The sequence below is a fragment of the Pseudomonas alkylphenolica genome (genome assembly GCF_000746525.1).
Taxonomy (GTDB): Bacteria; Pseudomonadota; Gammaproteobacteria; order Pseudomonadales; family Pseudomonadaceae; genus Aquipseudomonas; species Aquipseudomonas alkylphenolica.
In genome coordinates this window covers 5,439,733-5,464,850 of record NZ_CP009048.1, presented here as the reverse complement: position 1 = coordinate 5,464,850, position 25,118 = coordinate 5,439,733, and the positions used below count along the sequence as shown (strand labels likewise).

The following is a 25,118-nucleotide window of genomic DNA, read 5'->3' as shown; positions in this document are numbered from 1 at the left end:
GCGGGATTACTGGCGGGTCTGGCGCTGCTGCAGCAACAGGTTGCTGAAGCCGCTGCCGGCCAGTTGTTTCTGGGCTACGGTCAGCTGTTCGCGATTGCTGAACGGGCCGACCAGGACCCGGTACCAGGTTTCTTCTTTGACGGTGCCGGACTCCACCTTGACCGCCTGGCCGAGCAGGATGATTTGTGCACGGACCTTGTCGGCATCGGCCTGCTTGCGGAACGAACCGGCCTGCAGGAAGAACTGGGTGGTTGCCGCTGGCTTGATCACCGGTGGTGCCGGTGGTGGCGTCTGCCCCATCAGCGCCGCCTGAGCCCGTGCGGTATCGATCTTCGCCGCTTCCGCTGGGGTAACCGGCGGTTGCGCCGGTACCGGCGGGGTCTTCTCCGGTACCGCTTCAGGCGGCACGATCACTTCCGACTCGGGCAGCAAGGTATAGAAGTCGTACTTGGGCTTGACCGGCTGTTGCGGGCTTGGTGCGGTCTTGTTGGCTTCGGCGGCCTTCTCGGCTTTCTGCTGCTCCGGCTTGCTGCGCTTGACCTCTTCGTTACCCGGCTCGAGCTTCATCAGAAAAACGACGAAGGCGCCGACGGTCAAGCCAATAGCCAGCCACAACCAGCCCGGAATCGGTTGCTTTGCCGGGGCCTGGTTGCGGCTGGCGCCGCGCTTGGGTGCGGGTTTTTTCTTGGCAGCCAACTTACATACGCTCCAGGGTTTCCAGGCCGAGCAGCTCCAGACCTTGCTTGAGGGTACGGCCAGTCAGGGCTGCCAGGCGCAGGCGGCTCTGCTGTTGTTCAGGGGATTCAGCACCCAGGATCGGGCAGTTCTCGTAGAAGCTGGAGAACAGGCCGGCGACGTCGTACAGGTAGGCGCAGAGGACGTGCGGGGTGCCTTTTTCGGCGACGTTGTTCAGGATTTCGCCGAACTGTGCCAGGCGCGCGGCCAGGTCTTGTTCCTGAGCGGCCTGCAGGACGATCTGCCCATCCACTTCATCGAAGCTTTTGCCCAGCTTGCGGAATACACCGGCAACGCGGGTGTAGGCGTAAAGCAGGTACGGCGCAGTGTTGCCTTCAAAGTTGAGCATCAGCTCGAAGTTGAAGCTGTAGTCGCTGGTACGGTGCTTGGACAGGTCGGCGTATTTCACCGCATCGATGCCGACCACCTGGCCGATAGCGCGCAGTTCGTCTTCCGGCAGCTCCGGGTTTTTCTCTTTGACCAGGGCGTAGGCGCGCTCCTTGGCTTCGGTGAGCAGGTCGATCAGTTTCACCGTGCCGCCGTCGCGGGTCTTGAACGGGCGGCCATCGGCGCCGTTCATGGTGCCGAAGCCCATGTGTTCCATCTGCATCGGATGGCCGACGAAGCCGGCCAGGCGGGCCACTTCGAACACCTGGTTGAAGTGCAGGGCCTGGCGTTGGTCGACGAAGTACAGGGCGCGATCAGCGTTGAGTACGTTGCTGCGGTAGCGGATGGCAGCCAGGTCGGTGGTGGCATACAGATAGCCGCCGTCGGCTTTCTGCACGATCACTGGCAAAGGTTCGCCTTCAGCGGTCTTGAACTCTTCGAGGAACACGCACTGGGCGCCCTTGCTCTCAACCAGCAGGCCCTTGGCCTTGAGGTCGGAGATCACGTTGGCCAGGTCGTCGTTATAGGCGCTTTCACCCATCACGTCGGCCATGGTCAGTTTGACGTTGAGCAGGTCGTAGGTTTTCTGGCAGTGCGACAGCGAAATGTCCTTGAAGCGGGTCCACAGCTTCAGGCATTCCTCGTCACCGGCTTGCAGCTTGACCACCAGGCCGCGGGCACGGTCGGCGAACTCTTGCGACTCGTCGAAGCGCTTTTTCGCCGCGCGGTAGAAGTTTTCCAGGTCCGACAGCTCGTCGCTGGTGATCGGGTTTTCCTGCAGGTAGGCCATCAGCATGCCGAACTGGGTGCCCCAGTCGCCGACGTGGTTCTGACGAATCACGGTGTCGCCGAGGAACTCCAGGACGCGCGACACGGCGTCGCCGATGATGGTCGAGCGCAGGTGGCCGACGTGCATCTCTTTGGCCAGGTTAGGCGCCGACAGGTCGACCACCACCTTCTGCTGCGGGCCGGCCTTGCTGACGCCGAGCTTGGCGTCGGCCAGCGCGGCATCCAGGCGGGCGGCCAGGGCCTGGGTATTCTGGAAGAAGTTGAGAAAGCCGGGACCGGCGATCTCGACCTTGCTGACCTGCTCGTCGGCAGGCAGCGCGGCGATGATTTTTTCCGCCAGATCACGCGGCTTCATGCCGGCCGGCTTGGCCAGCATCATCGCGATATTGCTGGCGAAGTCGCCGTGGGTTTTGTCCCGGGCGTTTTCCACCTGGATCGCCGGCGTCAGCCCTTCAGGCAACACACCGTCGGTGACGAGTTGGGTGAGGGCTTGCTGGATAAGCTGGCGAATGGTGTCTTTCATGGGCTTCTCTTTCGACCGCAAGCGCGGCGGCGCTTCGATGCGCAGGTGGAAAAACTGGACATTATCCGTTGCCGGGGCGAGGTTGCCAACCTTTGGGGGATTTGTGGTGACTTTAATCGCGGGGCAAGCCCGCTCCCACAGACCCTCTGTGGGAGCGGGCTTGCCCCGCGATCAGTACAGATCCACCGGATCTACATCCAAAGACCAACGTACCTGGCGCCCGGACGGCATTTGTTCCAACAGTAGCAACCAGGCACTGATCAGTCGATGCAAAGGCGCCCGCGCATTGGCCTGGAGCAATAGTTGTGCACGAAAACGCCCCGCACGTCGTTCCATCGGTGCCGGTACCGGGCCCAACAGCTCGATGCCCTGCAGCTTGTGTTCCGCGAGCAGTTGTTCGGCTGCGCTGCAGGCTTCGTCGAGGAAACTCTCGGCCTGCCCCGGCTTGTGCGCTTCGGCGCGCAGCAGGGCGAGGTGGGCAAAGGGTGGCAGTCCCGCCGCGCGGCGCTCGCTCAGGGCCTGCTCGGCAAAGGCGAAGTAACCCTGTTCGGTCAATTGCACCAGCAGCGGGTGGTCGGCCAGGTGGGTCTGGATAATCACCTTGCCTGGCTCCTCGGCGCGTCCCGCCCGACCGGCAACCTGCACGATCAGCTGGGCCATGCGCTCGCTGGCGCGGAAATCGCCGGAGAACAGGCCGCCATCGGCATCGAGAATCGCCACCAGGGTCACCCGCGGGAAGTGGTGCCCTTTGGCGAGCATCTGGGTGCCGACCAGGATGCACGGCTGGCCGCGCTGGATGGTGTTGAACAATTGGTTCATGGCGTCTTTGCGCGAGGTGCTGTCACGGTCCACGCGTAGCACCGGGAAGTCGGGGAACAGAATGCTCAGGCGTTCTTCGGCCCGCTCAGTGCCGGCGCCCACCGGGCGCAGGTCGACTTTGTTGCATTGCGGGCACTGGCGCGGCACACGTTCGTCGTAGCCGCAGTGGTGGCAGCGCAGTTCGTTGGAGCGTTGGTGGACGGTCATGCGTGCGTCGCAACGCGGGCACTCGGACATCCAGCCGCAATCGTGGCACAGCAGGGTCGGGGCAAAGCCGCGGCGATTGAGGAACACCAGCACTTGCTGGCCGGCGGCCAGGGTCTGGCCGATGGCCTGCTGCATGGGGCCGCTGATACCGCTGTCCAGCGGCCGGCTTTTGACGTCCAGGCGCAGAAAACGTGGCTGCTGGGCGCCGCCGGCGCGCTGATTGAGGCGCAGCAGGCCATAGCGGCCGCTGTGGGCGTTGTGCAGGCTTTCCAGTGACGGCGTCGCCGAGCCGAGCAGGATCGGGATGTTTTCCTGGCGCGCCCGCACCAGGGCCAGATCGCGGGCATGGTAGCGCAAGCCTTCTTGCTGCTTATATGAGCCGTCGTGCTCCTCGTCGATGATGATCAGGCCGGGGTGCTTCATCGGCGTGAACAGTGCCGAGCGGGTGCCGATGATGATATCGGCCTCGCCGTCGCGGGCCGCCAGCCAGGCGTCCAGGCGCTCGCGGTCGTTGACTGCCGAGTGCAGCAGGGCGATACGGGCATTGAAACGCTGTTCGAAGCGCGCCAGGGTCTGCGGCCCGAGGTTGATTTCCGGAATCAGGATCAGCGCCTGCTTGCCGGCTTCAAGGGTTTCGCGGATCAGCTGTAGGTAGACCTCGGTCTTGCCGCTGCCGGTGACGCCGGCAAGCAGGAAGGCATGAAAGCTGTCAAAGCCCGAACGCACGGCATTGAAGGCTGCGCGTTGTTCGTCGTTGAGTGGCAGCTCGGGTTGCGCCAGCCAGTGCTCATGGCGTTCCTGGGGCAGGTGGCGGCGCACTTCGACCTGAACCAGCTCTTTGGCCAGCAACAGGTCGAGGCTGTCCTTGCTCAGCATCAGTTTGCTTAACAAGGTATGTGCGACCCCGTGAGGGTGTTGCGCCAGTGTCGCCAGGGCTTCGCGTTGGCGAGGTGCACGGGCGATGCGCGGATCGTCCTGGCGGGCGCCCGGCGCGACTTGCCAGAAACGTTCCTGGCGGGCTTCGGCCGGTTCGCCCTGGCGCAATAGCACCGGCAGGGCCCAGCTCAACGTGTCGCCAAGGCTGTGTTGATAGTACTGGGCTGTCCACAGGCAGAGTTTGAACAGTGCCGGGGGCAGCGGCGAAACCGGGTCGAGCAGGGCGATCGCAGGCTTGAGTTTGTCTGCCGGGACCTCGCTCTTGTCGGTGATTTCGATCAGGATGCCGATCATTTCCCGTCGCCCGAACGGCACGCGAATACGCATGCCGGGGCTCAGCGCCTGGCGCGCCATGCTCGCCGGGGCCCTGTAGTCGAACAGCCGCCGCAGGGGCGAGGGCAGGGCGAGGCGCAGAATGACGTCGGACACGCGATGAGTTCTCTGAAGGGGATTTCCAAGACCCGGCGAGCCTAGCAGACGACAGCCGGTGCAAGCGACAACTTGCGTTGCCTGGATGCTCTGGTATTATTCGCCGCCTAATTACGTGCGGTATTCAACAATGGTGTTGGGTGGCGGCACGCAGTCGAGGAAGTGACCATGAAGCCAGAAATTCACCCGAATTATGAAGTAATCGCAGTCACCTGCAGCTGCGGTAACAAGTTCGAAACTCGTTCGACCCTGTGCTCCCCGCTGGGTACCGACGTATGCAACGAGTGCCACCCGTTCTACACCGGTAAGCAGAAGACTCTGGATACCGGCGGCCGTGTCAAGCGCTTCGAAGATCGCTTCGCAGCGTTCGGCAAGAAGTAAGATTGCGCGTAGCCGGCCCGATGGGTCTGGCAATGCTGCTGAAAAAGGCGTCCCTTGTGGGCGCCTTTTTTGTGGGCGCAATCTGGCAGTTGCCGGCACTGGCCTTTTGCCCGCTGCCGGTCGATCCCCAGCAGGTTGCCGTGCGCCAAGTGGTCGATGGCGATACCTTGCGTCTGAATGATGGCCGCAGCGTTCGCCTGATTGGCATCAATACCCCGGAAATCGGCCGCAAGGGCCGAACCAGCGAGCCCTTCGCCGAGGCTGCTCGCCAGCGTTTGCAGGCCCTGGTCAAGGCCAATGGGAGTGAGGTCGGGCTGGTGCCGGGCGTCGAGTCCAAGGACAAGTACGGGCGCACCCTGGCGCACATCTATGGCAGCTCTGGCGACAATTTCGAAGCACAACTGCTCAGCGAGGGCTTTGGCTATCGGGTTGCCGTAGCGCCGAACGTGTCGCTGAGCGACTGTCAGCAGCAGGCCGAGCGTGCCGCCCGTCAGCTGAAGGCTGGGGTATGGCGGCAATCCCCGGTGATCCCTGCGACCCAGATACGGCAATCCGGTTTTGCCTTGATCGGCGGTCAAGTCACGGCTATCGAGCGCAATCGCGGTGGTATCTGGATCGAAATCGACGATGCGCTGGTGCTTCAGGTCCCGGCGCGCCTGCAGCGTAATTTTCCTCCAGCCATCGTTGATGGGCTCAAAGGCCGGAGCGTCGAAGCGCGAGGTTGGGTGCTGGATCGTTCCCGCAAAGGCGGCCTGAAAGCCGGGCAGAAGCGTTGGTTGCTGCCTTTGACTGATCCTTCAATGCTGGAACGGGTCGAAAGATAAAAAATTGTGGACATTTTTTTCTTCGATTGTACACATTGAAACCCTTGCGGGCTGCGGCTCTTGGCGGAAAGTCGTAGGTTAAAGGCCTTGACACAAGTGACCGACCAGTCTTGTCGGCCCTTTGCTCTTTGCGTATCCTCGGCGGTCCGTCAGAACAGTAAATAGCGGAATGCCCACCATGTCAGATTTGAAAACCGCCGCTCTCGAATATCATGCTCAGCCTCGTCCGGGGAAACTGAGCGTCGAGCTCACCAAACCTACCGCGACTGCTCGCGACCTGGCGCTGGCCTACAGCCCTGGCGTGGCCGAGCCGGTACGCGAAATTGCTCGCGACGCAGAGCTGGCGTACCAGTACACCGGCAAGGGCAATCTGGTAGCAGTCATTTCCGACGGCACCGCCATCCTTGGCCTGGGTAACCTCGGCCCACTGGCGTCCAAGCCAGTCATGGAAGGCAAGGGTGTTCTGTTCAAGCGTTTCGCCGGCATCGACGTTTTCGACATCGAAGTCGAGTCGGAGAGCCCGCAGGCTTTCATCGACACCGTCCGCCGCATCTCCATCACCTTCGGTGGCATCAACCTGGAAGACATCAAGGCGCCAGAGTGCTTTGAGATCGAGCGCACCCTGATCGAACAGTGCGACATCCCGGTATTCCACGATGACCAGCACGGCACCGCGATCGTTACCGCCGCCGGCATGATCAACGCCCTGGAAATCGCTGGCAAAACCCTGGCTGATGCCAAGATCGTCTGCCTGGGCGCCGGCGCTGCCGCCATCTCCTGCATGAAGTTGCTGGTGAGCATGGGTGCGCAGATCGAGAACATTTTCATGGTTGACCGTACTGGCGTGATCCACGCTGGCCGTGACGACCTGAACCAGTACAAGGCGGTGTTCGCCCACGCGACCGACAAGCGCACGCTGGCTGATGCCCTGGACGGCGCTGACGTGTTCGTGGGGCTGTCCGGCCCGAACCTGCTGAGCGCTGAAGGTCTGAAGTCGATGGCGCCAAACCCGATCGTCTTCGCCTGCTCCAACCCGGATCCGGAAATCGCTCCAGAGCTGGCGCACGCCACCCGTAGCGACGTGATCATGGCCACCGGTCGTTCCGACTATCCGAACCAGGTCAACAACGTGCTGGGCTTCCCGTTCATCTTCCGTGGTGCTCTGGACGTTCGCGCCAAGCGCATCAACGAAGAGATGAAGATCGCTGCCGCCAACGCCCTGAAGGATCTGGCCAAGCTGCCAGTGCCGAAGGAAGTCTGCGCAGCCTACGGCGTCGACGCGCTGGAGTTCGGTCGTGAGTACATCATTCCGAAGCCAATGGATGCCCGTCTGATCACCGTCGTTTCCGACGCCGTGGCCAAGGCTGCGATCGAAACCGGCGTGGCAACCCTGCCGTATCCGAAGAACTACCCGCTGAAAAGCGTGGATGACGTGTTCAACGGCTAATGTGGGGGCGGGCTTGACCCGCGATTAGCTGCAACCCGCATAAAAAAGCCGCCCGTGAGAGTCGGGCTTTTTGTTTCTGATGTCGCGTTTACACCTCGGGTGGGAGCGGGCTTGACCCGCGATTGCGGTGTATCAGTCGCATCGCATCGCGGGGCAAGCCCGCTCCCACCGATGGCCGGTCAGAACAGGTCGATTGGCGCCGCTTCGTCCGCTGGCAGCGGGCTGCCCGGCGCCGAGCCATTCAGCTCGTTGACCGATGGCGGTGTGTCCTCGGCTTTGAACAGCTCGAAGTAGGCGTTCGGCGTGCTCGGCGTTGCTGCCCGGCCACTGACCGGATCAACCCGCAGGCTGAGGATGCCTTCCGGTTCGGCCGGAGCGTGGTTAGGTTTGTCTTTGAGCGCCGGGCCCATGAAGTTCATCCAGATTGGCAACGCCACGGTGCCACCGTACTCACGGCGGCCCAGGGTTTCAGGCTGGTCGAAACCGCTCCAGACGGTGGTCACCAGATCGGCGTTGTAGCCGGAGAACCAGGCATCCTTGGATTCGTTGGTGGTGCCGGTCTTGCCCGCAAGGTCAGTGCGGCCCAGGGCCAGGGCGCGCCGCCCGGTACCGCGCTTGATCACGTCCTGGAGCATGCTGGTGAGGATGTAGGTGGTGCGACCGTCGATGATGCGTTCGGCCACTGCTGGCGCCTGCGGGAAGGCAGGCTGGTTGCTGGCAGGCGTGGCCGCCGCTTCGCCGGGGAGCTGGGTGCTGATCGGCGCTTCTGGCGCGGCGATACCGGATTCGACCTGTTCCGCTTGCGGCACCCGTGGCGGGTTGGCGGTAAACAGGGTTTCACCGTTACGGCTTTCGATGCGTTCGATCAGGTATGGCGTGATCTTGTAACCGCCGTTGGCAAAGGTGCTCCAGCCGGTGGCGATTTCCATCGGGGTCAGGGTGGCGGTGCCCAGAGCCAGGGACAGGTTGGGTGGCAGGTCCTGCTTGTTGAAGCCGAACTTGCTGATGTAGTCGATGGTCGGACCGACACCCATGGCCTGCAGCAAGCGGATCGACACCAGGTTGCGCGACTTGTACAGCGCTTCACGCATGCGGATCGGGCCGAGGAAGGTGTTGGTGTCGTTCTTCGGACGCCAGACCTTGTCCAGGTATTCGTCGACGAACACGATCGGCGCGTCGTTGACCAGGCTGGCGGCGGTGTAGCCGTTGTCCAGCGCTGCGCTGTAGACGAAAGGCTTGAAGCTCGAGCCCGGCTGACGCTTGGCCTGCATGGCGCGGTTGTAGTTGCTCTGTTCGAAGGAGAAACCGCCAACCAGGGCGCGGATGGCGCCGCTGTTGGGATCGAGCGAGACCAGCGCACTTTGCGCGCCCGGCACCTGGCTGAACTTTAGGTTGCCGTTGTCCAGACGCTGGACGCGGATCAGGTCGCCGACCTGGGCAACGTCAGAAGGCTGTTGCGGCGCACGCCCCTGGCTGTTGGTGTTGAGGAACGGGCGGGCCCATTTCATGGTGTCCCAGGCCACATGCTCCAGGCTGTCGGCACGGGTCAGTACCTGCAGGCCGGTCTTGTCGACCTGAGTGACAATCACTGGCTCCAGGCCGCCCAGCGGGCGCTGTTTGCCGAGTTCCTGCAGCCAGGCGGCGCGGGTCTTGCCCGGGAAGCGGGCTTCAGGGCCGCGATAGCCATGACGCTCATCGTAGGCGCTGAGGCCATCGAGGACGGCTTTGTTGGCGATTTCCTGTAGGTCGCTCGGTACCGTGGTGGTAACCCGGAAACCTTCGGTGTAGGCGTCGCTGCCGTACCGGCCAACCATTTCGGCGCGGGCCATCTCGGCGATGTAAGGGGCGCGGACTTCTGGCGTCGGCACGTGGTAGCTGGCGTTGATCGGCTCGGCCAGGGCGGCCTGGTAGCTCGCCTCATCAATTTTGCCCAGCTTGTACATGCGCCCGAGGATCCAGTCGCGGCGCTCTTTAGCACGCACCGGGTTGGCCAGCGGGTTGAAGCGCGACGGCGCCTTGGGCAGGCCGGCGATCATGGCCATCTGCGCCAGGCTGATGTCGCGGATCGACTTGCCGTAGTACACCTGTGCCGCAGCTTCGATGCCGTAGGCGCGGTTGCCCAGGTAGATCTTGTTGACGTACAGCTCGAGGATCTCGTCCTTGGTCAGCTCGCGTTCGATCTGCAAGGCCAGGAGGATTTCGTTGGTTTTGCGCGAGAAGCTGCGCTCACTGCTGAGGAAGAAGTTCTTCGCCACCTGCATGGTGATGGTGCTGCCGCCGGTTTGAATGTGCCCGGACTTGAGCAATTGTGTTGCAGCACGCATCAAGCTACTGGGGTCGACCCCATAGTGATTGGCGAAATTGTCGTCTTCGGCCGAGAGCAAAGCCTGGATGAAATGGGGTGGAATGTCGGCGAAACGGATGGGAGAACGGCGCATCTCGCCAAACTCGGCGATCAATTTTCCGTCGCTGCTGTAGACCCGCAAAGGGATCTGCAACTGGATGCTTCTGAGGGCCTCTACCGAGGGCAAGCTGGGGCTAAGATACAGAAACGCGCCGCTCAGACCGAGCACGATTGCGCAAATGACTGCGACGAAAGACCACCAGAAGAACTTCAGCAGGCGTATCAAGGCTTTTGGGCGTCCAGATAAAAGAGTGGGTTGCGCGCAGGGCCAGCGGACAAGGAAAGTCGGGTGGGAGCCAGCCATTCCTGGCTGACTCCCCCCTAAGAACCGTACGTGCGCCTTTCAGCGCATACGGCTCAAGCCTTCGCTAAGCTTCCGATGGAAGCCGGTTTGTTCACGTGCAGGCCACGAGTATGCAGTTGGTTGTGGCAGTTAGGGTGTAAGAGTACCCGATTGGCCAGTTCGTCTCCACCGCCGAGGGAGCGGTGTACGACGTGGTGGTCATGCCACCCTGTCTCTCTGGTAATCGGTTGCTTACACAGCAGACACAGTCCATTTTGACTGGCAAAGAGGCTGCCGATTTGTTTCCGGTATTTGAGCTTGCTCAGCATCCGGTCCATCCGCAGTTTCTCGCCTTGAGCCTCCATGGCGGGATCGTAGGGGTTGTAATCCCCACTCACCTTTTTGTGTCGCTCGATCGGAGTACTCGCGAGCGAGTACAGCTCGACCTCCCTTTTACCTCCGTCTGCATCTACCACTGTGGTGGCAAACACCCAGCTCCTGTCTCCTGAGGTCCGGAAATACTTCTTCCTTACCCAGTCGAGGGACTTGTTAGGGTGTCGCCTCTTCGCCCAACGCCAGAGTTTGATAAACACTCTGTGGTCCATTCGGCTGTAAGCCTGTTTCGCGACGACTGGTTGATGGTACAGCGCCCAGCCCCTCAGTTTCGGGTTGAGCAGTCGGATCAGATCCTCCTGCTTGACCGTCTTGTGAGAGTCGATTGCCTCTCTGATCTTGCTGTAGAACGCCTTGACGTTCTTCTTGTTCGGCTTGATCAGTAACGTTCCGTCGTACTTCCGGAAATTCCAGCCAAGGAAGTCAAAGCCTTCGTCGATGTGGACGATGCGCGTTTTCTTGAGTGACAACCGTAGCCCGCGCGTTGCGAGGAACTGCTCTACCCAAGGTTTTACTTCATTCTCCAGCACCTCCGGAGAGGCCCCTGTGATCACGAAGTCGTCGGCGTATCGCACCACGTTCACCTTCAGCTTTTTCGCCCTTGTCACTCCCAGGTATTCCTTGAGGAGCGTTTCCAGACCATCCAGTGCCAGATTTGCCAGCGTCGGGGAGATAATCCCCCCTTGCGGCGTACCTGCATCCGTTGCGTGTAGCTGCCCCTTGTGGATGACCCCGGCCTTTAACCATTGCCGCAGCACCCGTGTTTCCGTTGGGGCATTTCTTAACAGCCAGTCGTGGTTGATGTTGTCGAAGAACCCTTCGATGTCTGCGTCCAATACCCAGCAGGCCGAAGCCCGTTTGGATAGACACAAGAACAACTGCGCCATCGCATCCGCCGTGGAACGTTCGATCCTGAAGCCGTAGCTATTCGGGTCGCCTCGGGTTTCAGCGATGGGGGACAGAGCCAGCATATACAGCGCTTGCATGGCTCTGTCCGTCATGGTCGGTATACCCAGTGGGCGTTCCCGTCCATCCGACTTCGGGATGTAGACTCGCCGTAGTGGCCGAGCCTTGTATCCCCGCGTCTTCAACTGACCAACCGCATTCCATTTTGCGTTGGGTGTATCCCAGAGTTGCTTATCGACTCCCGCCGTGCGGCTCCCCTGATTTTCCGTGACTCTCCGTACAGCCAAGTATCTGGCCGACTTCGAGCGGGTGAGCATCCGTTGCAGAGATTTGACTCTGCGCCATTTGCCTTCCCGACAAGCCTTCGCAATTCGCATCTGCATTCCCCGGACATTCCGCTGGGCTCGGCGCCAATCGACGTCGTGCCACTGTTGCGGAGTGCCGGAAAGCGCAGACTCACCTTGCTGGCTGAGCTCTATCATGCTGCTTTCCTCTCAAAGTGAAACCACCCGAGCGGAAGGCGCACGTACCCCCTGAGGGGTGCATGCACCCCGTCAGGGTAGGGTTATCAAGGGCCAATTGGAGCTAGGCCCTGAAGTTAATGAGACGGTCTCAGTCAGAGTTATTGCGATGGAAGACCACGCAGAAGTCTGCCCGGTTTTCCCGTGGGGTGATGTTCCAACCCCTATCCAGGCCATTACAGCCTGGCATTCGCTTTCTCTGCGATCCCATACCCGCACCGCTAACAGTGTCCCTTACGGTTCACCTGCCCAAGGGCAGCGATACGGGCTTACCACGTTCCCTATCTGTCACACGACTGGGTTAGGACCTGCCTTTTCACCGGCGATCATATGAGGCGACGTATCCCCAAGCGCCACGGAGATAACCGACCGCGTACCTTTTGGTTCAAGCCTAACAGCAGTTTTGGCTTGGTAATGCTTACGGTGTTTATTAGCAGTTCACGTATGTTGTCCATACCAGTCAGCCTAGCGCCTCAACCCGGTACTGCTCCGAGTATCTACCGCCTCCCTCGCAGGAGAGCGGCACCCCTTGAAGGGGGGCTACATTGTCGGACGGGCTTCGAACACCACCATTACTAGTGATGCACGCCGTCGTAGGCTACCGTTGGTCGCACAACGAGTCCGCTGCCATCCTGTATTAGCGATGGTTGGACAATGACAGACAGAGCTTTCGCTCATGTCTCCGTTTGGAAGAAGTGGGGACCGCTGTGGCGGCTCACTTAGGTTGGGTTACTCCTGTTTTGAGGCAGGAGAAACCCCAGCGGGGATTTCTCCCGCGAGGGTTGAAGCCGCAAGGGCTTGAGTTAGTGTCGTGGAGGTGACCGTTTGAAAAGTTTCTTGACCTCTGACCAGTTGGCCCACGTTGCCAGCCCTAAGCAAAAGATTAGGAGGCTAGTGAGGCAAATGATGCCAAATGTGTCATGACTCATTTCGTACATATCACTTTCCGACGAATGGCACTCCAAGACCGATGAAATCGGTCCGCAGTCGCGCTTCCGAGTGCTCAGCGACCTAGGGGTTTTGCCACCGCCGCTGCGGCAAGTCCTTTAAGGCGAGGGACCTCTGGGCGGGTTTTGGTTCAAGGGGATGGATACCCAAGTATTTGATTCCTTTGGGAATCTCTCAAGCTGACCCTACAGCTTGGGACGGGAGACACGTTACACGTGTCGCACAACGCTGGGCATTATAAGCATTTTTCGCACGGGCGCGTTATTGCCGCGCCCGTCAGGGAATCAGCCAGGTTTGACGGGGCATAGCCCCTGTTGACCTGCAGCGATCAAAGGAAAACCGATGCTTGGACGCCTTGGCAAGGATGCCGGTTCACTTCTGGGGATAGAAATTACCCCTCCGTTCATCAGGCTGGTGCGTCTGCGCCGCCACCGTGGCCGCTACAGCGTACAGGCCTGGGCGCTCGAGCCCTTGCCGGCGACGGCCATGCACAATGGCTGGATTGCAGATCCCGAGCAGGTCGGGGCAGCCCTGCTTCAGGCTGTTCGGCGTAGCGCTGGATCGGTGCGCAGAGCGGCCGTTGCGCTGCCAGCCGGGCTGGTGATCGAAAAGCTGCTGTCGATGTCGGCTGATCTGGACGACGAAGCGATTATCGAGCGTCTGCCAGCCGATGCCGGTCAGTTCGTTCCGTTTGCACTTGAGGATGCGGCAATCGACTTTCAGGTCATGGGTCTCGATCCTGACGCGTCGCAGCGCCAGCGGGTTGTCGTTGCCGCTTGTCATCTGGCGTTGCTGGATGTTCTCCAGGCCAGTCTTGAAACCGCGGGTGTGCGGGCCTGTGTGGTTGAGCCCGACAGTCACGCCTTGCAGCGTGCGTTACAGGTCGATGGCCTGTTACTGCAGGCCGAAACCGATGTTCTGGCCATTCACGAGCGGGGCGAAGGGCCTGTGTCGATGCGTCGCGAAGTTCGTATGCCTGCTCCGGGGGACTTTGTGCAGTGCTTGGCAACGGCTGTGGATAACTACCTGTTGTCCAGTCCGGGGAGGGCATTACCAGATCAGTTGCTGCTCGCGGGGGCCGCTACGGTGGATCCGGGCTTGCCTCGGCAACTGCAGCAGCGCCTCGGCCTTAAGGTGCGTCATGCCGATCCATTCAAGCATCTGCTGCTGGCGTCGGGTCTGCAATCCTCTGCTTTGACGGCGCAGGCCTCGTGTCTTGCAGTCGCTTGCGGGTTGGCAATGCGCGAGGGCGATCGATGCCTGGCTTGAATCTGCTGCCCTGGCGGGAGCAACAGCTTCAGGCCGGTATCCGGCGCATGCAGCTGGCGCTGTTCGGCGTAGGGCTGATGGCGGTACTTGTTACCGTGCTGACGGATTATCTGGGGCGCCAGGTGCAGCAGCGCCACGTCGTTGAACACGCCGCGATCCGGCTGATTATCGACGGCCTCGATAGCCAGCTGGCACAGGTGGCGCAGCACAAAATTGAGCAGGAGCAGATCCAGGACAGGCTGCAGGCGCTGGAGTCTCTGCAGGGCAAGCGCGTATTCCTGGTGGATCTTCTTGAGCAGCTTGAGCGCGTTGTGCCCCCTGGGGTGCAGCTCACGGCGCTGACGCGGCAAGGTGCGCGCCTGCATGTCCATGGGCTGGCGCACTCCGGTTCATTGGTCGCGCAACTGCTGCGCAACCTTTCTTGTGCGCTCGTTAAGGCCGAGCTGCAGCACATGAAGGCAGTGGATGAGGGGGAGATGTTCGAGCTGAGCGTGACCTTGAGGGGCGAGCCTTGAACTTCCCGGCCATCGCTCGATGGCAGCAGTGGGCGTCGGGCTCAACGATCAGGCAAGCGCTATTGCTGGCGGGGTGTCTGGCGCTGTTGCTGGGGCTTGCTTACAGCGTTCATCTGCGGGCGCTTTTCATCGAGATAGAGCAGGGCGCCGAACAGTCGCAGTTCTTGCGGATCGAGCAGGCAGAGAAGGCCGCAGGTGCGCAGGCGCTTGCCGCCCATGAGGCACAACTGGCTGTGGCATACCAGCGCCTTGATGAGGCGCGCTGGAGGTTGGCCGCAGGTGGTGAGTTGGCTGATTTGCTGGAAAGCATTGCCTATCAGGGGCAATCGAGTGGAGTGTTCGTCGAGCAGGTGGAGCTGTTGGCGGAAATCCACCATGACCAACACATCGAACAGCCCATGCAGCTTCAGTTGCAGGGTACATACCCGGCCTTGCTTGCCTTTGTCCATGGCCTTGCGTACCTGCCTCGACTCATTACTTTGCAGGATTTCTCTTTGCTGCCGACGCAGACTGGCCTGCGTTTAAAGGTGCAGCTCAGCGCCTACCGCAGCCAGCTGGCGAGTGCGGTCTCTGGCCTTTCCGGGCTGGAGTCAGGGCCTGTACCTGCGGCGCCGGACGTTTCGCGAAGTCCGTTCGAGCCTTCCTCCCAGATGCAGCACCGCCAGTACCTGGAAGCCTTGCCACTCGACCAGTTCGAGATGATTGGCAGTCTTGCCCGTGGTTCGGTGCGGTTTGCCTTGTTGCAAGTCGCTGGCGTCGTCCATCGCCTGCAGCTGGGTGATCGCCTGGGGCGGGATCAGGGGCAGGTCGTGGGCATTGAGGAACAGCAGATCGAAGTAGCCGAGCAGGTATTTGAGGTGGGCAAGGGCTGGGTCGAGCGGCGTCGAACGCTGCGCCTGAAGCAGCCTGCAGGCGCGGGATAAAGCAGTGGACCAGGGAGGTCGCAGATGAAGGCAGGATGGAGTATGGCGCTGTTCGCCGGGTTGTTTACCCTGCAGGCTGCTTGCGCGGTGTCGGCCAGTAGCGCGCCGCCGGGCGAGCCTCTGTCGTTGAACTTCCAGGATGTCGAGGTGCGTTCGGTGTTGCAGGTGCTGGCTGATTTTTCCAGGATCAACCTGGTCGCCAGCGATGCGGTGCAGGGCCGGGTCACCCTGCGCCTGCAGGATGTGCCCTGGGAGCAGGCACTGGACCTGGTGTTGCGCAGCAAGGGGCTGGAGCGGCGTACCGAAGGCAATGTCCTGCTGGTGGCGCCCATTGGCGAGCTTGGCGGTCAGGAGCGGCAGCTGCTGGAAGGTCGTCAGCAGGTGGCCGGCCTGGTGCCGACGCGCCGGGAGCTGCTGCCGATTCACTATGCCCAGGCGGCAGACATCGCGGCAGTGTTCCAGTCGCTGACGGATAACGATCCATTCGACGCCGCTGCGGGGGCGCTGGGTGTCGATGAGCGAACCAACACCCTGATCGCGCGCCAGACCCCGGAGCGGCTGGAGGAATTACGCCAGTTGATCGCTCGCCTGGATATACCGGTGCGCCAGGTGATGATCGAAGCGCGGATCGTTGAAGCGAATGTCGACTACGAAAGGAGCCTGGGCGTGCGCTGGGGCGGGGAGCTGGATTTGGGCAGTGGTCTGGTCCTGGGTGGCGCCGACACCTTTGTCGACCTGGGGGCGGAGCGGGCTGGCTCGGCCATCGGCCTGGGACTGGTGCGCGACAACATCCTGCTCGACCTGGAACTCAGTGCCATGGAGAAATCCGGCAATGGTGAAATCATCTCCCAGCCCAAAGTGGTCACCGCCGACAAGGAAACCGCGCGAATCCTCAAGGGCACCGAAGTACCGTATCAGGAAACCAGTGGCAGTGGCGCTACCTCTGTGACCTTCCGCGAGGCGTCGCTGTCGTTGGAGGTGACGCCGCAGATCACCCCGGACAACCGGGTGATCATGGCCGTGAAGGTGACCAAGGATGAGCCGGACTACCTCAATGCCCTGGCCCAGGTGCCGCCGATCCGCAAGAACGAGGTCAATGCCAAGGTCCGCGTGAAGGACGGCGAGACCATCGTGATCGGTGGCGTGTACTCGACGGTGCAAAGTAAAGTTGTCGACAAGGTGCCATTTTTCGGCGATGTGCCGTATGTTGGGCGGCTGTTTCGTCGCGATGTTCTACAAGAGAAAAAATCCGAGCTGCTGGTCTTCCTGACTCCGCGTATCATGAGTGACCAGGCGATTGCTGTGAGTCGTTGATTCTGTGCGAAATTTGATACTTGTGGGGCCCATGGGTGCTGGTAAAAGCACCATCGGTCGCCTGTTAGCCAAAGAGCTGCGCCTGCCGTTCAAGGATTCCGACAAGGAAATTGAACTGCGTACCGGCGCCAATATCCCGTGGATCTTCGACAAGGAAGGCGAACCGGGCTTTCGTGACCGTGAGCAGGCGATGATCGCCGAGCTCTGCGCGTTCGATGGCGTGGTCCTGGCCACCGGTGGAGGCGCGGTGATGCGCGATGCCAATCGTCAGGCCCTGCATGCCGGAGGGCGGGTGGTGTACCTGCACGCCTCGGTCGAGCAGCAGGTCGGGCGCACCTCGCGTGACCGCAATCGGCCATTGCTGCGCACCGCCAACCCAGAGGCGACCTTGCGTGCCCTGCTGGAGATCCGTGATCCGCTCTACCGCGAGATCGCAGACCTGGTAGTGGAAACCGACGAACGGCCGCCGCGAATGGTTGTGCAGGATATTCTCGAGCGCTTGCAGAAGTTGCCGCCCCGTTAAGCCAGGACTATCCTCGGCGGCCAGTCATGCCATGACAGGGCACACCGTTATCGCGCGGGTCGAGCCATCGATGCCGCGCCTCGTTCATTGTGGGGACACATGCAGACACTAAAGGTCGAATTGGGCGAACGTAGCTACCCGATCTACATTGGCGAAGGCCTGCTGGATCAACCTGAACTGCTGGTGCCGCATATTGCCGGCCGGCAGGTCGCCATTATCTCCAATGAGACTGTCGCGCCCCTTTATCTTGAACGTCTGAGCAAGACCCTGGGTGCCTATTCGGTACTGCCGGTGGTGTTGCCTGATGGCGAGGCGTTCAAGAACTGGGAAACCCTGCAGCTGATTTTCGATGCCTTGCTCACTGCCCGCCACGACCGTCGCACCACGGTGGTCGCTCTGGGCGGCGGGGTGATCGGCGACATGGCCGGGTTTGCCGCTGCTTGCTACCAGCGTGGCGTGGACTTCATTCAGGTGCCGACGACCTTGCTGTCCCAGGTCGACTCTTCGGTGGGCGGCAAGACCGGCATCAACCATCCGCTGGGCAAGAACATGGTCGGCGCCTTCTATCAGCCCAATGCGGTGCTGATCGACACCCGCAGCCTCAATACCCTGCCGCCACGCGAGTTGTCGGCCGGTCTTGCTGAAGTGATCAAGTACGGCCTGATTTGTGACGAACCGTTCCTGGGCTGGCTCGAAGCGAACATGGAAGCCTTGCGCGGCCTGGATCAGGTTGCCCTGACCGAGGCGATTGCGCGCTCCTGCGCAGCCAAGGCCGCCGTTGTCGGTGCTGATGAGTGCGAGTCGGGCGTGCGCGCCACCCTCAACCTCGGCCATACCTTCGGCCACGCCATCGAAACCCACATGGGCTATGGTGTCTGGTTGCATGGCGAGGCCGTGGCAGCGGGTACCGTGATGGCCCTGGAAATGTCCATGCGCCTGGGCTGGATCAGCCAGCAGGAGCGTGATCGTGGCATCCGTCTGTTCCAGCAGGCAGGCTTGCCGGTGGTGCCGCCGGAGGAAATGACCCCGGCGCAGTTCATGGAACACATGGCAGTAGATAAAAAGGTACTCGACGGTCGTCTGCGTCTGGTCCTGCTGAGCCGTATGGGCGAAGCGGTGGTCACCGACGACTATCCGAAAGAGATTCTTCAGGCCACGCTGGCCGCGGATTACCGCGCGATCGTGGCCCAGCTTTGAGGTTGATGAGCGTCCGATGACTAGTTTGCATGCCGACGAGGCCTTTCTCGGCCATTACCAGTTGAACCACGACCCTTTCGCTGCACGGGTACCGGGTTTCAAATTCTTCCCGGCCCAGCGCAAGCCGGTGCTTGGCCAACTGCACCACCTGGCCCGCTACAGCCAGCTGCTGCTGGTGGTAACCGGCCCTCAGGGCAGCGGCAAGACCCTGCTGCGCCAGGCACTGGTTGCCAGCACCAACAAACAGTCGGTGCAAAGCGTGGTGGTTTCCGCACGTGGTGCCAGCGATGCCGCCAGCGTGCTCGGCCAGGTCGCCCAGGCGCTGGGTGTTGCCCAGCCTGAGGTCCCCGAGCTGCTTGCCCAGGTGGTGCAACTGGCGTTGACCGGCCAGGAAGTCTACTTGTTGGTGGACGATGCGGAACAACTCGACGAGTCGGCACTCCAAGCCTTGCTGGAGCTGGCGGCGGGCACTCCGGAAGGGCGTCCGCATGTATTTCTGTTCGGCGAGCCGTCACTGATCGCCGGGCTGGAAGAGCTCAGTGCTGATCTGGAGCGTTTCCATGTCATCGAGCTTGCGCCGTACAGCGAAGAAGAGACCCGGGAATACCTCGAGCAGCGCCTGGAAGGTGCCGGGCGAGGGATCGAGGTGTTCACCAGTGAACAGATTGTCGATATTCACCAAAACTCGGATGGCTGGCCTGGGGCAATCAACCAGGTCGCCCGCGATACCTTGATCGAAGCCATGATCGCCAGCCGGACCACGGCCAAGCGACCATCAATGGGGTTCAATATGCCTAAGAAACACGTGCTGGCACTGTCTGCTGTCGTTGTGGTCGCCGTTGCCGCGGCGGTGCTGATGCCGAAGAAAGGCGATCAGGCGCCAACCGCGCCTGCAGAGCAAGCGCAATTGCCACTGGGCCAGGGCCAGCCAGGTAATGCACAGTCGAACAATGGCGGCCCGGCGATCGAGTTCGCCGGTAACTCGCAACCCATGCCACTGCCGTTGGTAGGTCAGTCGCAGCCGGTGATGCGCGGCCCGCTGGCCGAGTCCACCGGTATGGGTGATGGCGAAGAGGGAGGCCCGGCCGGTGATACCGCGCTGCAGCCGCCGACCGTCACCACCATTGCCCCGCCAGCTGGCGTTGCTGCCGGCCCTGCACCTGCTCCAGCTCAACCAGTGGCCCAGGCCCAGGCTGTCGCTCCGGCGCCGCAACCGGTTGCACCGGTCGCCAGCAAGCCGGTTGCGCCTGCTGCCAAGCCTGCGCCTACCCAGGTTGCGACGGCCAAGCCTGCGGCAAAACCTGCCGAGAAGCCTGCAGCCAAGCCGGCCGCAGGTGGCAGCTGGTACGCCGGGCAGAAGCCGGGCAATTATGTCGTGCAAATCCTCGGCACCAGCTCCGAGGCTTCCGCCCAGGCCTACGTGAAAGCCCAGGGTGGCGACTATCGCTACTTCAAGAAAAACCTGCAGGGCAAGCCGCTGTACGTGATCACTTACGGCAACTTCGCCAGCCGTGATGCCGCCCTGGCTGCAATCAAAGCCTTGCCAGCCAAGGTCCAGGCTGGTAAACCTTGGCCACGTACCGTCGCCAGCGTCCAACAAGAACTGGCCGCGACCCGCTGATATAGCCTGGTGGCACTACCCCGCCACCTGCTGAGCGACTCCTGAATTACGGTCAAGCCTGCTGCGTACTGCGCGGCAGGCTTTTCTGTCCCAGACTGCCGGCCACAAGCCCATCTTGCAGTCCAGGCTGAAACGCTTCAGACTCAAGCCATGCCGTTACCACGGCGCATGCTTAAAAACATTCAAAAATGCGACATGGACTTACGACTATTCGTCGTAAATTTGTGGGCTTCCCTGTCGCTGTGCAACAATGGCTCCCCTATTGCCCCCGCAAAGCTGGCATTCGTTCGGCGTGGATGGTAAGTGGTTGTACTAAAAAGAGATTTGCCTTGGTGAGAGGCGAACCTGGTGAGAAAGTGTCTATGAAAACAGGTCTGTACCATCCCGAAGAATTCAAGGATAACTGTGGTTTCGGCCTGATCGCCCATATGACGGGCGAACCCAGCCACCACCTTCTGCAAACAGCCATGCAGGCATTGACCTGCATGACCCACCGCGGTGGTATCAACGCTGACGGCAAGACCGGCGACGGTTGCGGTCTGTTGATGCAAAAACCTGATCAGTTCCTGCGCGCAGTGGCCCTGGAACAGTTCGGCACCGAGCTGCCCAAGCAATACGCGGTGGGCATGGTGTTCTTCAATCAGGACACCACCAAAGCAGAAGCCGCCCGCGAAAACATGAACCGCGAGATCCTCGCCGCCGGCCTGCAGCTGGTCGGTTGGCGCAAGGTGCCGATCGACACCAGCGTCCTCGGCCGCCTGGCCCTGGAGCGCCTGCCGCAGATCGAGCAGGTGTTCGTCGGTGGTGAAGGCCTGAGCGATCAGGAATTCGCCATCAAGCTGTTCAGCGCCCGTCGTCGCTCGTCCGTGGCCAACGCCGCCGATACCGACCACTACATCTGCAGCTTTTCGCACAAGACCATTATCTATAAAGGCCTGATGATGCCGGCGGACCTCGCCGCTTTCTATCCGGACCTGGATGACGAGCGCCTGCAGACCGCCATTTGCGTGTTCCACCAGCGCTTCTCCACCAACACCCTGCCGAAATGGCCGCTGGCGCAGCCGTTCCGCTTCCTCGCCCACAACGGCGAGATCAACACCATCACCGGCAACCGCAACTGGGCCCAGGCCCGTCGCACCAAGTTCGCCAACGACCTGATCCCGGACCTGGAAGAACTCGGTCCGCTGGTCAACCGTGTCGGCTCCGACTCATCGAGCATGGACAACATGCTCGAGCTGATGGTGACTGGCGGCATCGACCTGTTCCGTGGCGTGCGCATGCTGGTTCCGCCGGCGTGGCAGAACGTCGAGACTATGGACGCCGACCTGCGTGCCTTCTACGAATACAACTCCATGCACATGGAAGCGTGGGACGGCCCTGCGGGCATCGTGCTGACCGAAGGTCGCCACGCGGTCTGCCTGCTCGACCGCAACGGCCTGCGCCCGGCGCGCTGGGTCACCACCAAGAACGGCTACATCACCCTGGCGTCGGAAATCGGCGTGTGGGACTACAAGCCTGAAGACGTGATCGCCAAAGGCCGTGTGGGCCCGGGCCAGATCTTCGCCGTGGACACCGAGACCGGCCAGATCCTCGACACCGACGCCATCGACAACCGTCTGAAGTCACGCCACCCGTACAAGCGCTGGCTGCGCCAGAATGCCCTGCGCATCCAGGCCGACCTCAGCGATGACCAGGGCGTGGCCAGCTACGACGCTGACCAGCTCAAGCAGTACATGAAGATGTTCCAGGTCACCTTCGAAGAGCGTGACCAGGTCCTGCGTCCGCTCGGCGAGCAAGGCCAGGAAGCGGTCGGTTCGATGGGCGACGATACGCCGATGGCGATCCTCTCCCAGCGCGTGCGCTCGACCTATGACTACTTCCGCCAGCAGTTCGCCCAGGTCACCAACCCGCCGATCGACCCGCTGCGTGAAGCGATCGTCATGTCGCTGGAGATCTGCCTGGGTGCCGAACGCAACATCTTCCAGGAATCCCCCGAGCACGCCTCGCGGGTAATCCTCAGCTCGCCGGTGATTTCGCCCGCCAAGTGGCGTTCACTGATGAACCTCGACCGTCCGGGTTTCGAGCGTCAGCTGATTGATCTCAACTACGAAGAAGGCGTTGGTCTGGAAGCTGCGGTGCGCAATATCGCCGACCAGGCCGAAGAGGCCGTGCGCAGCGGCAAGACCCAGCTGGTGCTGAGCGACCGCCATATCGCCCCGGGCAAACTGCCGGTGCATGCGTCGCTGGCGGTGGGCGCCGTGCATCACCGCCTGACCGAACTGGGCCTGCGTTGCGACAGCAACATCCTGGTTGAAACTGCCACCGCCCGCGACCCGCATCACTTCGCTGTGCTGATCGGTTTCGGTGCTTCGGCGGTGTACCCGTACCTGGCCTACGAAGTGCTGGCTGACCTGATCCGCACCGGTGAAGTGCTCGGTGACCTGGACGAAGTCTTCAAGTACTACCGCAAGGGCATCTCCAAGGGCCTGCTGAAGATCCTCTCGAAGATGGGTATCTCGACCATCGGTTCCTACCGTGGTGCGCAGCTGTTCGAGGCGGTCGGCCTGTCCGAGGAAGTCGTCGAGCTGAGCTTCCGTGGCGTTGCCAGCCGCCTCAAAGGCGCACGTTTCGTCGACATCGAGAACGAGCAGAAACTGCTCGCCGCCGAAGCCTGGAGTGCGCGCAAGCCGATCCAGCAGGGCGGTTTGCTGAAGTTCGTCCACGGTGGCGAATACCATGCTTACAACCCGGATGTGGTCAACACCCTGCAGGCCGCTGTGCAGCAGGGCGACTACGCCAAGTTCAAGGAATACACCACGCTGGTTGACCAGCGTCCGGTATCGATGATCCGTGACCTGCTCAAGGTCAAGGTCGCCGAGCAGCCGCTGGCGCTGGAGGAAGTCGAGCCACTGGATGCCATCCTCAAGCGCTTCGACTCTGCCGGTATCTCCCTCGGCGCGCTGTCGCCGGAGGCGCATGAAGCCCTGGCCGAAGCGATGAACCGCCTGGGCGCGCGTTCCAACTCCGGTGAGGGCGGCGAAGACCCGGCGCGCTACGGCACCATCAAGAGCTCCAAGATCAAGCAGGTGGCCACCGGTCGTTTCGGTGTAACCCCCGAGTACCTGGTCAACGCCGAAGTGCTGCAGATCAAGGTGGCCCAGGGCGCCAAGCCCGGTGAAGGCGGGCAACTGCCTGGCGGCAAGGTCAACGGCCTGATCGCCAAGCTGCGTTATGCCGTGCCTGGCGTAACCCTGATCTCGCCACCGCCGCACCATGACATCTACTCGATCGAAGACCTGTCGCAGCTGATTTTCGACCTCAAGCAGGTCAACCCGCAGGCGCTGGTCTCGGTCAAGCTGGTGGCGGAAGCGGGCGTCGGCACCATCGCCGCCGGTGTGGCCAAGGCCTATGCCGACCTGATCACCATCTCCGGTTACGACGGTGGTACCGGTGCTTCGCCGCTGACCTCGATCAAGTACGCCGGTGCCCCGTGGGAACTGGGCCTGGCTGAAACCCACCAGACCCTGCGCGGCAACGATTTGCGCGGCAAGGTCCGGGTGCAGACCGACGGCGGCCTGAAAACCGGCCTGGATGTGATCAAGGCGGCCATCCTCGGCGCCGAAAGCTTTGGCTTCGGTACCGCGCCAATGATCGCCCTGGGCTGCAAATACCTGCGTATCTGTCACCTGAACAACTGCGCCACCGGCGTAGCAACGCAGAACGACAAGCTGCGCAAGGACCACTACATCGGTACCGTCGACATGGTGGTGAACTTCTTCACCTACGTCGCCGAAGAAACCCGTGAGTGGCTGGCCAAGCTCGGCGTGCGCAGCCTCGGCGAGCTGATCGGGCGTACCGACCTGCTGGAAATGCTCCCCGGCGAAACCGAGAAGCAGAAACACCTGGACCTCAGCCCGTTGCTGGGCAGCCCGCACGTGCCGGCCGACAAGCCGCAGTTCTGCGAAGTCGACCGCAACCCGCCGTTCGACAAGGGTGTGCTGGCCGAGAAGATGGTCGACATGGCCCTGCCGGCCATTCGCGACCTGTCCGGTGCCGAGTTCGAACTGGATATCTGCAACTGCGACCGTTCCATCGGTGCACGGATTTCCGGCGAGATCGCGCGTCTGCACGGCAACCAGGGCATGGCCAAGGCACCGATCACCTTCCGCTTCAAGGGCACTGCCGGGCAGAGCTTCGGGGTGTGGAACGCCGGTGGCCTGAACATGTACCTCGAAGGTGATGCCAACGACTACGTCGGTAAAGGCATGACCGGTGGCAAGCTGGTGATCGTGCCGCCTGCGGGCAGCCCGTTCGCCACCCAGCACAGTGCCATTGTCGGCAACACCTGCCTGTACGGCGCCACCGGCGGCAAGCTGTTCGCCGCCGGCACCGCGGGCGAGCGTTTTGCCGTGCGTAACTCCGGTGCCCATGCGATTGTCGAGGGCACAGGCGATCACTGCTGTGAATACATGACCGGTGGTTTTGTCTGCGTACTGGGCAAGACCGGCTACAACTTCGGCTCTGGCATGACCGGCGGTTTCGCCTACGTGCTGGACATGGACAACAGCTTCGTCGACAAGCTCAACCATGAGCTGGTGGAAATCCAGCGCATCAGCGGCGAAGCGATGGAGGCTTACCGTAGCCACCTGTCGCGCGTGCTCGGTGAGTACGTCGAAGAAACCGGCAGCGAATGGGGGCGTGAGCTCTGGGAAAACCTGGACGACTACGTGCGGCGCTTCTGGCTGGTCAAGCCGAAGGCGGCGAACCTGAAGAACCTGCTGTCCAGCACCCGTGCCAACCCGCAGTGATATGCGCCTGAAGAGT

Annotated in this window: 16 protein-coding genes; 11 read left to right on the top strand and 5 right to left on the bottom strand. The window is 61.7% G+C overall.

Annotated features, from left to right (window positions below):
* Positions 1-6: 6 nt before the first annotated feature.
* The 3 genes from PSAKL28_RS24965 to PSAKL28_RS24955 form a co-directional block, all read right to left on the bottom strand.
* Positions 7-696: an SPOR domain-containing protein gene (locus PSAKL28_RS24965; RefSeq protein WP_038615555.1), complete on the bottom strand. Its 690-nt coding sequence runs from the start codon at positions 694-696 to the stop codon at positions 7-9.
* A 1-nt stretch (position 697) separates the two neighbouring features.
* Positions 698-2,434, bottom strand: coding sequence for an arginine--tRNA ligase (argS, locus tag PSAKL28_RS24960; RefSeq protein ID WP_038615554.1), 1,737 nt, complete (start codon positions 2,432-2,434; stop codon positions 698-700).
* 171 nt (positions 2,435-2,605) lie between these two features.
* Positions 2,606-4,825, bottom strand: coding sequence for a primosomal protein N' (locus tag PSAKL28_RS24955; protein ID WP_038615553.1), 2,220 nt, complete (start codon positions 4,823-4,825; stop codon positions 2,606-2,608).
* A 168-nt stretch (positions 4,826-4,993) separates the two neighbouring features.
* Here PSAKL28_RS24955 and rpmE point away from each other — a divergent pair, with 168 nt between their 5' ends.
* The 3 genes from rpmE to PSAKL28_RS24940 all read left to right on the top strand — a co-directional run bounded on the left by rpmE (position 4,994) and on the right by PSAKL28_RS24940 (position 7,477).
* Entirely contained in the window at positions 4,994-5,206 is a 213-nt protein-coding gene (gene rpmE / locus PSAKL28_RS24950; protein WP_038615552.1) for a 50S ribosomal protein L31, read from the top strand.
* A 2-nt stretch (positions 5,207-5,208) separates the two neighbouring features.
* Entirely contained in the window at positions 5,209-6,030 is an 822-nt protein-coding gene (locus tag PSAKL28_RS24945; protein ID WP_038615551.1) for a thermonuclease family protein, read from the top strand.
* 178 nt (positions 6,031-6,208) lie between these two features.
* Positions 6,209-7,477 carry a malic enzyme-like NAD(P)-binding protein gene (locus tag PSAKL28_RS24940; RefSeq protein ID WP_038615549.1) on the top strand — a complete coding sequence of 423 codons (1,269 nt, stop codon included), beginning with the start codon at positions 6,209-6,211 and terminating at the stop codon, positions 7,475-7,477.
* A 179-nt stretch (positions 7,478-7,656) separates the two neighbouring features.
* Here PSAKL28_RS24940 and PSAKL28_RS24935 read toward each other — a convergent pair whose 3' ends face one another.
* Positions 7,657-10,104: a penicillin-binding protein 1A gene (locus tag PSAKL28_RS24935; protein WP_167335156.1), complete on the bottom strand. Its 2,448-nt coding sequence runs from the start codon at positions 10,102-10,104 to the stop codon at positions 7,657-7,659.
* 134 nt (positions 10,105-10,238) lie between these two features.
* Positions 10,239-11,945 carry a group II intron reverse transcriptase/maturase gene (ltrA, locus tag PSAKL28_RS24930; RefSeq protein ID WP_033863259.1) on the bottom strand — a complete coding sequence of 569 codons (1,707 nt, stop codon included), beginning with the start codon at positions 11,943-11,945 and terminating at the stop codon, positions 10,239-10,241.
* A 1,329-nt stretch (positions 11,946-13,274) separates the two neighbouring features.
* Here ltrA and pilM point away from each other — a divergent pair.
* From pilM to gltB, 8 genes are all read left to right on the top strand, one after another.
* Complete coding sequence (gene pilM / locus PSAKL28_RS24925) at positions 13,275-14,201, top strand: type IV pilus biogenesis protein PilM (RefSeq protein ID WP_051939566.1); 927 nt, start codon at positions 13,275-13,277, stop codon at positions 14,199-14,201.
* Entirely contained in the window at positions 14,198-14,716 is a 519-nt protein-coding gene (locus tag PSAKL28_RS24920; protein ID WP_157687070.1) for a PilN domain-containing protein, read from the top strand. The genes pilM and PSAKL28_RS24920 overlap by 4 nt, the downstream gene beginning before the upstream one ends.
* A complete protein-coding gene (locus PSAKL28_RS27240; RefSeq protein ID WP_084589144.1) occupies positions 14,713-15,639 on the top strand; it encodes a pilus assembly protein PilP in 927 nt (308 codons plus the stop codon). Before PSAKL28_RS24920 ends, PSAKL28_RS27240 begins: the two co-directional genes overlap by 4 nt.
* Positions 15,640-15,681: 42 nt before the next feature.
* Entirely contained in the window at positions 15,682-16,953 is a 1,272-nt protein-coding gene (locus tag PSAKL28_RS24905) for a type IV pilus secretin PilQ (RefSeq protein WP_051939562.1), read from the top strand.
* Between the two features lie 4 nt (positions 16,954-16,957).
* Entirely contained in the window at positions 16,958-17,476 is a 519-nt protein-coding gene (gene aroK / locus PSAKL28_RS24900) for a shikimate kinase AroK (protein ID WP_038615538.1), read from the top strand.
* Between the two features lie 99 nt (positions 17,477-17,575).
* A complete protein-coding gene (aroB, locus tag PSAKL28_RS24895; protein ID WP_038615536.1) occupies positions 17,576-18,673 on the top strand; it encodes a 3-dehydroquinate synthase in 1,098 nt (365 codons plus the stop codon).
* Positions 18,674-18,689: 16 nt separating this feature from the next.
* Complete coding sequence (locus PSAKL28_RS24890) at positions 18,690-20,294, top strand: AAA family ATPase (RefSeq protein ID WP_038615534.1); 1,605 nt, start codon at positions 18,690-18,692, stop codon at positions 20,292-20,294.
* Between the two features lie 362 nt (positions 20,295-20,656).
* Positions 20,657-25,102: a glutamate synthase large subunit gene (gltB, locus tag PSAKL28_RS24885; RefSeq protein ID WP_038615532.1), complete on the top strand. Its 4,446-nt coding sequence runs from the start codon at positions 20,657-20,659 to the stop codon at positions 25,100-25,102.
* The last annotated feature ends 16 nt before the right edge of the window (positions 25,103-25,118 follow it).

Excerpts from the sequence above, each read along its gene's own strand:
- argS (WP_038615554.1), bottom strand. The coding sequence starts at position 2,434 with ATGAAAGACACCATTCGCCAGCTTATCCAGCAAGCCCTCACCCAACTC.
- rpmE (WP_038615552.1), top strand. The coding sequence starts at position 4,994 with ATGAAGCCAGAAATTCACCCGAATTATGAAGTAATCGCAGTCACCTGC.
- PSAKL28_RS24940 (WP_038615549.1), top strand. The coding sequence starts at position 6,209 with ATGTCAGATTTGAAAACCGCCGCTCTCGAATATCATGCTCAGCCTCGT.
- ltrA (WP_033863259.1), bottom strand. The coding sequence starts at position 11,945 with ATGATAGAGCTCAGCCAGCAAGGTGAGTCTGCGCTTTCCGGCACTCCG.
- pilM (WP_051939566.1), top strand. The coding sequence starts at position 13,275 with ATGCTTGGACGCCTTGGCAAGGATGCCGGTTCACTTCTGGGGATAGAA.
- PSAKL28_RS24905 (WP_051939562.1), top strand. The coding sequence starts at position 15,682 with ATGGCGCTGTTCGCCGGGTTGTTTACCCTGCAGGCTGCTTGCGCGGTG.
- aroB (WP_038615536.1), top strand. The coding sequence starts at position 17,576 with ATGCAGACACTAAAGGTCGAATTGGGCGAACGTAGCTACCCGATCTAC.
- PSAKL28_RS24890 (WP_038615534.1), top strand. The coding sequence starts at position 18,690 with ATGACTAGTTTGCATGCCGACGAGGCCTTTCTCGGCCATTACCAGTTG.
- gltB (WP_038615532.1), top strand. The coding sequence starts at position 20,657 with ATGAAAACAGGTCTGTACCATCCCGAAGAATTCAAGGATAACTGTGGT.